A 12829-nucleotide genomic window follows, 5' to 3' on the forward strand; every position below is an offset into this window, starting at 1 on the left:
ATTTTCTACGCACTAGGCAAACAACTAGATCCAAAAACGATTTTCATTTCAGCAAACAAAGAAGTATCTCGCTTTACACGGAAACGATCTCCAAAAGTAAGAACTTGTGCCTTGCCTGTATCGTCGACAAGAGCCAAGCGCACTTCACAGCAGCCTGGATGTCGGCTCAAAATATTACTTAATTGCGCAACACGACCTTTATCTAGAACTTTACGAGGAATAACAACTGTTAAAGGTCTCTCATCCACTGATTCAAGAGTTGGTATTTCAAACTCTGTAGCACGCATGGAAACAGTTTCATCACGCACTTCAACTTGTCCACGAATACGCACAACTTGATCAATTGCAAGTTCTTGCGCTGAAGCTTCGTACACTTTGCCAAAGAACATGCATTGTATTGAACTTTCCATGTCTTCAACTGTGACAATCGCCCAAGCATTACCTTTTCGAGACACTCGCCTATCTACGCTCGTAACTAGGCCTGCAATAGTTACTTGCTGACCATCGCTCATAGTTCTTGCTCTGTCGATCAGTTGAGCGATTGACATCTCACGTAAATCTGCCAAAACTGCAGACAATCCGCTTAGTGGATGATCAGAAACGTACAATCCAAGCATTTCTCGCTCAAAATTAAGCTTTGTCTTTTTATCCCACTCTTCAACATCAGGTACAGTAATTTGCATATCTCCCATACCGTTGTCGTCATCCGAGTCAGAAGACGAATCAAGATCAGCAAATAAATCAAACTGACCCTCTGCCTGCTTGCGCTTAAGCGCAATCACAGAATCAATTGCAGGATCACAAATTTGAAACAGCGCACGACGATTTGAATCAATAGAATCAAAAGCTCCAGCTTTAATAAGCGACTCTACTAAACGTCGATTAAGTGCACTAATAGGAACACGTTGTACAAAATCCATAAAGTTTACGAAACGTCCGCGCTCACCTTCACGCTCAGTAATAATATCGTTTACTGCTTTGTCTCCAACGTTACGAATAGCACCCAAACCAAAGCGCACAACATCTCCAACTGCAGAATACTCAAGAACAGACTCGTTTACATCAGGTTGCAAAACTTGAATACCCATGCGCCTTGCCTCGCCCAAGTACAGTGCAGTTTTGTCTTTATTCGTACGTTCGTTTTGAAGCAAAGCTGCCATAAATTCCACAGGATAATGCGTTTTTAGGTATGCAGTCCAGTAAGAAATCAAGCCATAAGCTGCAGAGTGAGCTTTATTAAACGCGTAACCAGAGAACGGAACCAAAACATCCCACACAGCTTGTGCAGCTTCTTCAGAATATCCGTGAGCTTTCATACCTTCAAAGAATGGCACCTGCTCTTTTGCCAGCACTTCCGGCTTTTTCTTGCCCATTGCTCGACGTAACACATCTGCTTTACCAAGACTGTATCCTGCTAAAATACGCGCTGCAGACTGCACCTGCTCCTGGTAAACAATCAAACCGTAAGTTTCGTCCAGAACTTCCTTTAACGGCTCAGCAACTTCTGGATGAATAGGGATAATATCTTGCAAACCATTCTTGCGCTTAGCATAATTCGTATGCGAATCCATATCCATAGGACCAGGCCTGTAAAGTGCAATCAAAGCCGAAATATCGTTGAAATTATCCGGTTTCAAAGTACGTAGAAGCGCACGCATACCGTCGGAATCAAGCTGAAAAACGCCTAAAGTATCACCCCTAGAAAGCAGTTGATAAGTAGCTTTATCGTCTAACGGAATCTTAGTATAATCAATCGGATCCTTCCCATTATTTTCGATATTTCGCAAAGTATCGCGAATAACTGTCAAGTTGGAAAGACCCAAAAAGTCCATTTTTACAAGACCGAGCGTTTCACAAGTGTGATACTCAAAAGTTGTAGTAATAGTACCGTCAGTGCGCTCTAAAAGTGGCGAAGTGTTTGTGATTGGCTCCGAGCCCATGATTGTTGCACAAGCATGCACACCTGTTTGACGAATCAAACCTTCAATGCCCTTAGCTTCTTCCGTAATGCGATGAGTATCTGGATCCGTGTCGTACATTTCGCGAAACTCGCGCGCTTCAGCGTAACGCTTTGATTTTTCGTCGAAAATATCGTGCAAGCTCATATCTTTGCCGTTTTTAGCAGGAGGAAGAACCTTCGTAATTTTTTCGCCTACTGAAAACTCGTAGCCCATAATACGCGCAGAATCTTTAAGAGCTTGCTTCGTTTTAATAGTTCCGTAAATAACGCACTGAGCAACTTTATCTCTACCGTATTTTTCGCCCACGTATTCAAGAACTTTGGCCCTGCCATCCGGGTCAAAATCAACATCAATATCAGGCAAGGATACGCGCTCCGGGTTTAAGAAGCGTTCAAAAATCAGACCATGCTTCATAGGATCAAGCTCTGTGATGCCCATTGCGTACGCAACCATAGCGCCTGCAGCAGAACCACGACCAGGACCTACCATTACACCATGCGCTTTAGCCCAATTAATATAATCTGCAACAACTAAAAAGTATCCGCAGAATTGCATTTGGCAAATCACACCGCACTCGTAATCAGCCTGCTTTAAAACTTCCATTGGAATGTTGTTATTGTAACGACGCTCCAAACCTTCCTCGACTTTTTTAAGGAATAGCGAAGTCTCATCCCAACCTTCCGGGCAGTCAAATTGCGGCATAAAAGCGCCATCTTCGCCGTCGTCGAACATAACATTGCATCGACGAGCAATCTCAAGCGTGTTATCGCAAGCTTCTGGAAATTCTTTAAAAAGCTCACGCATTTGCTCAGCGGACTTCAAATAGTATCCTGAACCGTCAAACTTAAAACGGTCAGGATCGTCCAAGCGCGAGCCGGAATTAATGCAAAGCATAGCATCTTGCGCTTCACGATCTTCTTCATGAACGTAATGCAAATCGTTTGTTGCAAGAAGAGGTGCGTTAAGTTTTTTTGCAATTTCAAGCAAGTCTTTAGTTACGCGCGTTTCAATAGAAAGCCCGTGATTCATAAGCTCGATAAAGAAATTGTCACGCCCGAAAATATCTTGAAACTCACCAGCTGCTCGTAAAGCCTCTTTGAACTGACCTAAGCGAAGACGCGTCTGGATAATTCCAGAAGGGCATCCTGAAGACGCAATTACACCTTTTGAGTAGGTTGAAAGCACGTCTTTATCCATACGTGGGTAGCGCATAACTCTACCCTCAAGATTCGCCACAGACGAAGCTTTAAGAAGATTTGTTAAGCCAGTATCGTTTTCCGCCCACAAAGTCATATGCGTAATTAAACCGCCGCCAGAAACGTCATCTGCACGCTGATCTTCCGTGCCCCAATGCACGCGACTTTTGTCTTGTCTTGCTGTTTCAGGAGTAACATACGCTTCTATGCCAATAATTGGCTTAATCCCAGCTTTTACAGCCGTACTCCACATTTCGTACGCGCCGTGCATGTTGCCATGATCCGTAATAGCTACAGCCGGCATACCTAATTCTTTAGCGCGCGCTACTAAATCAGGTATTTTTGACGCACCATCTAGAAGTGAATAATGCGTGTGATTGTGCAAATGTACGAAGTTGGTTTCCGGCTGAGTCATAAAAGATATTCTATAAGCGAAAGTTGACTGAAAAAATGCAAAAACGTTACTTTAATAATGCTCGCATAGCTTCTAACGCGTGTTGCAAATCAAGAGGATAATGCGACTTAACCGTCACTGATTTACCCGTGCGAGGATGTGTAAAAGTAAGTTCCATAGAATGCAACCATTGACGTTGCAACCCAAGTTTTTGAGCCAAAACTGGGTTCGCTCCATACATTGAATCCCCAACCAAAGGGTGACCTATAGACGAAAAATGGACGCGTATTTGATGTGTACGACCAGTTTCCAAATTAACGCTTACTAACGTTGCTTGACTAAAACGCTCAAGCACATCCCAGTGCGTAACAGCAGGCTTGCCGTCAGAAGTAATAGTAAAACGAAAATCAGATACTTTTGCGCGACCTATAGGAGCATCAATAGTAGCTTTATCTTGCGCTAAATCTCCTTGAACAAGCGCATGATACGTTTTTTTAACGATATGCTTTGCAAACTGATTTTTCATTACTTCATAAGCAAAATCTGTTTTACAAACTAGCATTAATCCGCTTGTTCCAACGTCTAATCTGCTTACGATTCCTTTGCGCGATTCGTCGCACAGCGTTGTTTTTATATCTATTCCAACAGCTTCTAGGCATTCTGGAACTGTCGGCCCACTCCATCCCTTTGCTGCGTGAGAGGCAACTCCAACAGGCTTATCTATTACAACAACATCGTCGTCGTTGTAAATAATTGGAATATTACATACAGAAGATTCATTATTTTGCTCTTCTTTTTGTTCTGCACTTTCTTTTTGATCGACAACAATCGTATCGCCATCTTGCAAAATGGAGGATTTTTGCGATTTTCTACCTAAGATTTTCGCTTGGTTACGCTCAATAAGAGATATCGCACTTGCACGCGAAACTCCCATTAGTTTTGATAAGCAAACATCAAATCTGCAGCCGGAAAATTGGCTTGTAACTTTAAAGCAAATATCACTCATCGGCATGCCCGAAAAGAGGAATCCCAATCAAAATAAGGCATACAACTGCGATTCCTGCAAACATAAGCTCAATATCTGCAACGTTCCCAACAGACCAACCGTAGTTTATAAAATCTACGACTTTGCCATTCAAAAAACCTTGAGCATATTGCGCTCTATCAATGAGGTTTCCGAAAGCTCCAGCAAACGCTAGAGCAAACGCAATAGTCCAATACAAAGATTTTGTGTGCTTAATAGCCGCTATCATGGCACCACAAGCAGCACAAGCTAATACGCTAATAACCCATGTAAAAGAAGAACCTAAGCCAAATGATGCTCCAGGATTTCGTACAAGAGTTAAAGAAAGCAAGTGCGGCACAAGCTCAATGTTTTTCCCGTCACTAAGCGTCGCCAAAGCCCAAAGTTTTGTTATGCGATCTAGCACAACACCAATAAAAACAATTAGTGCAAAAACGGCTACGCGAGTACGTAGCCGTTTCACACGCACATCTCTATGCGTCAATATTTATCCGATCTTTAGTAATTCAAATAGTATCGGTGCAGTGCGCAACATTTTAAAATATCAGTCACGCACTGCTAAAAACTACTCTTGCTTACCAGATTCTTCACCCTGCTTGTTGCCTAATGCAGCATAGGTATTTTCATCAGAAACTTGAGCAACCAACTGACCAAGGAAATCAGTCAAGCGAGTACGATATTCAGTCTCAAATTGCTTGAGGCTCTGAATATTTCCTTCAATAACTTGAGTTTGCTTCTCAAGATTCTCACGTACCTGACGAGCATATGCATCAGCAGCTGTACGAGTTGTAGAATCATAGTCTGCAGCACGATGCTGTACTTCAGCTTCATACTGGTCAGCTTGATCATGCGTCTGCTTAGAGTAATCATCAGCAGCTTGACGAACCTTACCAGAGTAAGCATCAGCCTCATTGTGAGCACGAGCAGCATAAGAATCAGCATCGCCGCGAGTACGAGTAGAGTAATCGTCAGCATCAGCATGAGTCTGCTTGCTGTATTCTTCAGCTTCAGAACGAGTGCGTGCAGAATATTCATCTGCCTTAGCAACAGTTTCGTTATAACGAGCTTGGCTTTCTTCAACAATTTGTTGAGCCTTAGCCTTGCCTTTATCTACATATTGATCATGCAATTGCATAGCAAGAGTCAACATTGCAGTTGCACGCTCTGGCTCAGAACCTTGTGCTTCTGCACCAGCACCAGCAATCTTTTGCAAGCTACCAGTTTCAGTATTTGGTTCCATCTTAGCAACCTGCTTTCGAAGCTGCTCTTCACGCTGACGAGACTCTTCCAACTGCTTGGAAAGTTCCTCAATCTTAGTGTTTTCTTGCTGAGTGACAACAAGCTGCTGGCGAACAGTTTCAAGCTCGCGACCCAAGTTTTCGCTGCTTGCACGGAAGTCGTCACGCTCGCGAGTAACAGTTTCAAGCTCTTTTTGAACCTGCTTAGCATTGTCTGCTTGAGCAGTTTGAGCAGTTAACTGATCTACCTGCGCACCCAAACCATCTAACTGTTCCTTCAACTGCTGGTTTTGAGCAGTCAAAGCACGATTACTTTCTTCAGCTTCACGCAACTTAGTTGCAGTAGCTTCAAGTTGAGAAGCAGCTTCATTTGATTCACCCTGCTTCTTAGAAGCATCACGCAATGCCTCATTTTCTTTAGTTAAGGATTCTACCTTAGAAGTTAACTCAGCAATCTTCGTATTCAAACCCGCAACATCACGGCCAAGAGATTGCGTGGAAGCCCCTAGGCCCTGCACTGCCTGCTGACCGAGTGCTTCTATTGTTTCTGTAACCTGATCGAGAAACTCGTCGACCTCGTCAACGTCATAACCTCCCTTAAAACGTACAATTTGGAAGGTATGCTCTCGAATGTCCTTAGGCGTCAACAGAGTCATATGCTTTACACCTCGCTTTTTGGGCATAGCCCTTTGATATATATCTATTCGATGCTATCACGTCCGCAGAAAATTAGTGCGGTTAATACAAAAATTTATGCAACAAAACGCCGCTTTTATAAAAATTACGCGTTAAAAAACCATAAACTCATCTATAACCAAATTTGAAGAACGTATAGAGCAAAATATAAAAGCATATAACTTACGTCAATACTAATATTTCCACAACGAGTTGGCGGAATAAACTTGCGCAATACGCGTAATGGCGGTTCTGTTATGAAATAAATAATCCGTATTAGAAAATTAAAAGCACCTCTAGGACGCATACGAGGAACAAGCACAAATAACCAATCTGCAACCATTCGAATAATCATTATTATCAAATAAGCGCGTATAATCACACGTAATATAGATAACGCAACAAATATCATTCGAACATCACCTTACAAAATAATACAACTAACACATTCAAGTTAAGCATACGCTGCAGAATCAAAATGCGAGAATAACAGATGTTATGGCAACAGATGCATATCATTAAACTTCAGTTTTACGAGATATAATCTCACTGATTGTATTGATATTATTCAAAAGGAAGGTCGACAATGACTGTTCTTGTTACAGGTGGATGCGGATACATTGGAGCACATGTAGTTCACGCTTTACATGAAACAAAGCAAAATGTCGTCGTCGTTGACGATTTAAGCTACGGAAAGCCTACAAGAATTGAAGGCGCACGTCTTTATGGTATGGATATCTCTTCTCCTGATGCAGGAAAGCGACTTGCGCAAATTATGAAAGATGAGCACGTCGATGCTGTAATTCACTTTGCTGCTAGAAAGCAAGTTGGAGAGTCCGTAGAAAAGCCACTTTGGTATTATCAACAGAATATTAACGGCATGCTTAATGTGCTTGAAGGCATGAAAGATAGCGGAGTTAAGAAGCTCGTATTTTCTTCTTCTGCAGCAACTTATGGAGTGCCTCCTGTTGAAGTTGTACCAGAAGATGTTGTGCCAATGTTGCCAATTAACCCTTATGGTCAAACCAAGCTTTTTGGCGAGTGGATGGCACGTGCTTGCGAGCACACATACGGAATTCGCTTCTGCGCACTGCGTTACTTCAACGTAGCTGGATGCGGTCCGGTGGAATTGGAAGATCCTGCGATTTTGAACTTAATTCCTATGCTTCTTGACAGACTACAGCGAGGAAAAGCACCTGCTATTTTTGGCGACGACTATCCTACTGCTGATGGCACTTGCATTCGCGACTATATTCACGTTTCTGATTTAGCAGACGCGCATATTGCGGCACTCACGTATTTGGATCGCGACGAGCGCAAGTACGATGCTTTTAACGTAGGAACTGGTAAGGGCACGTCTGTGCGCGAAATTGTTGACGAAGTGCGCAGAGTTACCGGTTTACCATTTAAAGAAACTGTTCTTGATCGCAGAGCTGGAGATCCTCCACAGCTTATTGGCAGCACGAAGCGAATTAACGAAGAAATGGGATGGCATGCTCGCTACGACGTTAAGGATATCGTAGAATCTGCTTGGGCAGCTTGGCAGGCAAATCCTGAGCATCATATTGATGTTGATTCGTGGAAGCAGCTTGACTAGCGAATAAAACAAAACGCGCGGCACAAATCGTGTCGCGCGTTTTTGTTGTGGCTCCGAGCGGGATCGATCCGCTGACCTAACGATTTTCAGTCGTTCGCTCTACCAACTGAGCTACAGAGCCATGACGAATAAAAAACCCGGCGAACCGGGTATTCTATTAATCGCGACCCCGGCCGGACTTGAACCGGTGACCTCCGCCGTGACAGGGCGGCGCTCTAACCAACTGAGCTACGGGGCCGTGGCTTTGTTCTCTCGAACAGCCGAGTCACTATCTTACAGAATCCTTAGCAAAATGCAAGTGCCGCGCGTGTTCGGCGTGTTGCCGCACAAAATCAAGCTATTATTCAAGCTCAACAGCTCCAGTGCAAAGCTGATAATACTCCCCACGTTTTGCCAATAATTCCTCATGTGAACCGCGCTCAATAATGCGACCGTGATCCAGCACCATAATCACATCAGCATTGCGCACTGTAGACAGTCTGTGAGCGATTACAAACACAGTACGCCTTTCCATCAAAGAATCCATTCCATGCTGAACTAACTCTTCAGTATGCGTGTCAATCGATGAAGTTGCTTCATCGAGAATCAACACAGGCGGATTTTCTACTGCAGCACGAGCAATAGAAATAAGCTGCTTCTGACCTTGAGAAAGCCCTTCACCACCATTGTTAAGCTGCGTATTGTATCCGTCAGGAAGATGAGAAATAAACGCGTCAGCATGAGCTAATTTTGCAGCTTGAATACAATCTTCGTCGCTAGCATCAAGATTTCCATAACGAATATTGTCCATTATTGTGCCTGTAAATAAATTCACATCTTGCAAAACAGTGCCAATAGCGTGGCGCAAATCCGTTTTGCAAATATCGCGCACGTCAATGCCATCATACAAAATTTGCCCATCATCGATGTCGTAAAAACGCGTAAGAAGGTTAGCAATAGTAGTTTTTCCAGCACCTGTAGCTCCAACAAGAGCAACTTTTTGACCAGGTTTTGCAAACCACGTAATATCGTGTAAAACAGGATGATTTTCTTTGTAACCAAACACAACATCCGTAAAACGCACGTCGCCTCGAAGCAAAGTATAGCGGCCATCCTTAGAAGTGCGAGCATCTCGCTTTGCATGGCACACAATCTCTTGAGCCATTTCACTTAAGTTTTGAGCGCGCTTTTTAGCTTTAGTACCATTATCTTGCTTTGATCTTTTCCAAGCCCAATAAATATTGCTTCCTTCAGATTGTTCATCTACTTCTTCAAGCACATCAAATGCTGATTTTTCTCCAAGATCTTCATCAGACTGAAGTACACGCACTTTAACTAATTGCACACTGCCAGAATCAAGTTCTGGCTTTTCATCAAGTAACTCAAAAATACGAGAAGCTCCTGCAAGAGCCATCATAAGTGCGTTAGCTTGCATTGTAATTTCGCCAATAGGGTTAATAAATGCGCGCGAAAGTGCCAGCAAAGATATAAGTGTACCCAATGTAAGAGTACTAGATCCAGCTAATCCCAGCGTTGGCAGACCTGCTGAAGCAGCCCACGCACCGAGTAAAGCAATTAATACATAAAGCAAATAGCTTGCATTACTAATAACAGGCATTACATTATTTGCATAAGAATTTGCACTTGCAGAAATTTTTTGCACTTTTTCTATGCAATTATCTAATTTTTCAATAGAATCTGCCTCATGATTAAAAATTTTAATCACTTTGCTGCCTGTTGCAGATTCTTCAACAAACTCATTTAGCTCACCTAATGCATGCTGGAATTGCTCAAATAGACTGCCAGATTTCTTTAGCATAAAACGCACTAAATAAAGCAATATTGCAGTAAATATAGCTACAAAAACTGCAACCGGAAGCGATAGGCACATAATAGATATAAACGCTGCCAAAATTGACATTAGTGCAGAAAAAGAGTCCGGAAATGCCCACGAAATTGCCTCACGAAGAACCTCAGTATCGTTTGTGTAACGACTCATAATATCGCCGTAACCTTGAGAATCTAAGTAACGCAATGAAAGCTTCTGCTGATGCTTAAACATAGAATCTCGCAAATCACGCATAACACTTTCAGATATATTCGCAACAAGTCTGCTCCAAAGCCAAGAACAAAACACACCAACAGCGTAAACACTTGCCATCAGAATAATCATGCGAACAAGAGGCGTCCAATCCTGATTATGCTTACCAACAAGCGGAAGAATATACGAGTCCACAAGAGATTGCAAAAACACTGCACTTGCAGCTTGCACAATTGCGCTAACTATTATTGATGCAATAATTACGTAAATTTTAACTCGATACACCAGCACATAAGAGGCAAGTCTGCTAAGAGTTTCCCAACTAATAGCTGAATCATTTTTAGAAGAGTGAGCCGTTTTATTCTTAGCCATTGTTATTTAGCTCCTTCTTCTTTAGTTGCGCCAGTTATGCTACTTTTTTCTTGAGAAATCGCCATATTTCTGTAAAATTCACAAGACTTAAATAATTCATCATGCGAACCGTTAGCAACAACACGACCATCTTTAAGAACAACAATAATATCTGCATGTTCGATTGAAGATATGCGCTGAGCAACGATAATTTGCGTAGAATCAGGCATAAACTTTTTCAAGCCATCGCGAATTTTACTATCAGTTTTCATATCAACTGCACTCATCGAGTCGTCAAGGATTAAAATTTTCGGCTTCCTCAAAAGTGCGCGCGCGATACACAAACGCTGTCGTTGACCACCGGAAACATTCTTACCGCCCTGATCAATATGCGTATTGTAGCCATCTGGTAAATCTTTAATAAACTCATCAGCACAAGCAATTTCGCAAGCTTGACGCAAATCATCATCGCTTGCTTCCGCTCTACCCCAGCGAAGATTTTCTGCAATTGTGCCACTAAACAAAATATTTTTTTGTAGGACAACGCCAACTTCTCCACGCAAACTAGAAGAATCATAATCGCGAATATCTTTTCCACCTACAAAAAGAGTGCCAGAAGTTACGTCATAAAGTCTTGCAATTAATTGCACTAAACTTGATTTTCCAGATCCCGTTGCACCAACAACACCAACAGTTGCTCCAGAAGGAATAGATATATTTATATCATGTAAAATTTCCTGTTCTGCTGGAGCAGATTCATCTGTATTATCTGATTGAGGATAGCGTAACGAAACATTTTCAAAACGCACAGAAGCGTCAGAAAGCTTTGTCAGCGGATGCTTGGAAACAACTTCAGTATTTCGAGATTGCAAAACATGTGAAATACGATGCATCGAAGCTCGAGCTGTTAACGACATTACAAAAACTGCAACTAAATTCGCTAAAGCAAACAAAATTTGCAAAGCATACACTACTAATGCAGCAAGATTTCCCGTTGTTAAACCAAAAGCAGGATTATTTCCCGAAGCCACAATTTCGTGCGAAGCCAACCACGCAATAAGTAGCATTCCAGAATAAAAACACAAGTTAAACAAAGGAATACTGCAATTTAACACATACTCAGCTTTAATAAAATAATCATAGATTTTATGTGAAATACGCGTAAAACGACTTATTTCATAATCAGAACGCACATAAGACTTTACGACGCGAATATTATGCAAATTCTCGCCAACTCTATTATTCATCTCGTCAATCATTCGATAAATTCGAGAAAATGCTGGAGCAACTATACTCGCACCAAAAGCGCCAATTGCACCAACAATAGGCACGAATGAAAGAAAAACCCACGAGATAGCAGGGCTAATTGAAAAAGTAAACCACCAAGCAGTGATGATAATCATAACGCTGCGAACACCAGAGCGAATAATCATTTGGTAAGCAAATTGCACATTTGACACATCGCTAGTCATACGCGTAACAACAGTGCCACTAGAGAACTTATCTAAATCAGAAAAACTTAAACCTTGCAAGCGTGAAAACATGTTGTGGCGCAAATTTTTACCAAAACCAGCACTAGAATGCGCGCAACAAATACCAGAAATAATGCCTGTAATCATTGCAATTGCAGCAAAAATGAGCAATTGCAAACCATAATATTGCACAGCTTCTTGAGAACGTGACATAATGCCAAAATCAATAAGATTTGACATTACTGTAGGGATCTCAATTTGCATAGCAGCTTCAACGAGAATAGTAACAACTGTTAAAACGCCAAGAAAACGGTACTTTTTTAAAGATAACAGAATCGTACGCAATGCGCGAGGAGAATTATTGCTAATTTTTCGTGAATTGTTCTTCGGCTTTTCTGCCATTGCATCCCTTCCCCTACATAACGTCATGTGTAGGTTTAATAATATCACTTCTTCAAATACATATTTGAATTATTGCGCATGGCGCATTTCCGTATTGAGTTACTTCATTACCAAATGCATAAATAGATGAATCTTTGACATAGTAGTATACAGACAAATCACATACGAAAAAGTGCTTCTACACATTCAAATTATAAACAACGATTGATTTCATCTTATAAAAAATTATATAATGAAAAAGTGTATATTCGCATGTATAAAGAGGTACTGTCATGAATATAAAAAAGCTATTAATAGAATACTTACTTGCTCAGTAGCATTATCCATGTCTTTTTTACTATCATTGCAAGTTCAAGCCAACACCCAAGAAGAAACTTATGAGTAACACAAAGATAGTTGGCGCTGTAGCACAGCAGAAAGGCATTCGTGTCGACTTGCAGTGAGAATTTCCACATTAATATCAACAATTATGTGAGGAACAATATGAACAGCAAACACA

General features: G+C 41.6%; 8 protein-coding genes and 2 tRNA genes. 1 reads left to right on the forward strand and 9 read right to left on the reverse strand.

Annotated elements, in window-relative coordinates:
• Nucleotides 1-5: 5 nt before the first annotated feature.
• The 5 genes from dnaE to D0T18_RS03865 form a co-directional block, all read right to left on the reverse strand.
• Nucleotides 6-3572 (reverse strand): DNA polymerase III subunit alpha, encoded by a 3567-nt coding sequence (gene dnaE / locus D0T18_RS03845; protein ID WP_012914404.1) that lies wholly within the window; start codon nt 3570-3572, stop codon nt 6-8.
• Between the two features lie 46 nt (nt 3573-3618).
• Nucleotides 3619-4557 (reverse strand): RluA family pseudouridine synthase, encoded by a 939-nt coding sequence (locus D0T18_RS03850; protein WP_033888466.1) that lies wholly within the window; start codon nt 4555-4557, stop codon nt 3619-3621.
• Complete coding sequence (locus D0T18_RS03855) at nt 4550-5044, reverse strand: signal peptidase II (RefSeq protein ID WP_033888518.1); 495 nt, start codon at nt 5042-5044, stop codon at nt 4550-4552. The genes D0T18_RS03850 and D0T18_RS03855 overlap by 8 nt, the downstream gene beginning before the upstream one ends.
• A 96-nt stretch (nt 5045-5140) precedes the next feature.
• Nucleotides 5141-6469: a DivIVA domain-containing protein gene (locus tag D0T18_RS03860; RefSeq protein ID WP_012914407.1), complete on the reverse strand. Its 1329-nt coding sequence runs from the start codon at nt 6467-6469 to the stop codon at nt 5141-5143.
• A 152-nt stretch (nt 6470-6621) separates the two neighbouring features.
• Nucleotides 6622-6900 (reverse strand): YggT family protein, encoded by a 279-nt coding sequence (locus D0T18_RS03865; RefSeq protein WP_012914408.1) that lies wholly within the window; start codon nt 6898-6900, stop codon nt 6622-6624.
• 174 nt (nt 6901-7074) lie between these two features.
• On the opposite strand from D0T18_RS03865, the gene galE reads away from it, so the two are divergent.
• Nucleotides 7075-8085 carry a UDP-glucose 4-epimerase GalE gene (gene galE / locus D0T18_RS03870; protein WP_004108540.1) on the forward strand — a complete coding sequence of 337 codons (1011 nt, stop codon included), beginning with the start codon at nt 7075-7077 and terminating at the stop codon, nt 8083-8085.
• A gap of 48 nt (nt 8086-8133) precedes the next feature.
• On the opposite strand, the gene D0T18_RS03875 is transcribed toward galE, so the two are convergent.
• From D0T18_RS03875 to D0T18_RS03890, 4 genes are all read right to left on the reverse strand, one after another.
• Nucleotides 8134-8206 (reverse strand) — tRNA-Phe (locus D0T18_RS03875).
• Nucleotides 8207-8249: 43 nt separating this feature from the next.
• A tRNA-Asp gene (locus D0T18_RS03880) sits at nt 8250-8323 on the reverse strand.
• A gap of 102 nt (nt 8324-8425) precedes the next feature.
• Entirely contained in the window at nt 8426-10477 is a 2052-nt protein-coding gene (locus D0T18_RS03885; RefSeq protein WP_116440513.1) for an ABC transporter ATP-binding protein, read from the reverse strand.
• A 2-nt stretch (nt 10478-10479) separates the two neighbouring features.
• The gene (locus D0T18_RS03890) at nt 10480-12330 is read right to left on the reverse strand and encodes an ABC transporter ATP-binding protein (protein WP_116440514.1); all 1851 of its coding nucleotides are present in this window, start codon (nt 12328-12330) and stop codon (nt 10480-10482) included.
• Nucleotides 12331-12829 lie beyond the last annotated feature (499 nt).

This window comes from Gardnerella swidsinskii (assembly GCF_003397705.1).
Classification (GTDB): Bacteria; Actinomycetota; Actinomycetes; order Actinomycetales; family Bifidobacteriaceae; genus Bifidobacterium; species Bifidobacterium swidsinskii.

Excerpts from the sequence above, each read along its gene's own strand:
- dnaE (WP_012914404.1), bottom strand. The coding sequence starts at position 3,572 with ATGACTCAGCCGGAAACCAACTTCGTACATTTGCACAATCACACGCAT.
- D0T18_RS03850 (WP_033888466.1), bottom strand. The coding sequence starts at position 4,557 with ATGAGTGATATTTGCTTTAAAGTTACAAGCCAATTTTCCGGCTGCAGA.
- D0T18_RS03860 (WP_012914407.1), bottom strand. The coding sequence starts at position 6,469 with ATGACTCTGTTGACGCCTAAGGACATTCGAGAGCATACCTTCCAAATT.
- D0T18_RS03865 (WP_012914408.1), bottom strand. The coding sequence starts at position 6,900 with ATGATATTTGTTGCGTTATCTATATTACGTGTGATTATACGCGCTTAT.
- galE (WP_004108540.1), top strand. The coding sequence starts at position 7,075 with ATGACTGTTCTTGTTACAGGTGGATGCGGATACATTGGAGCACATGTA.
- D0T18_RS03885 (WP_116440513.1), bottom strand. The coding sequence starts at position 10,477 with ATGGCTAAGAATAAAACGGCTCACTCTTCTAAAAATGATTCAGCTATT.
- D0T18_RS03890 (WP_116440514.1), bottom strand. The coding sequence starts at position 12,330 with ATGGCAGAAAAGCCGAAGAACAATTCACGAAAAATTAGCAATAATTCT.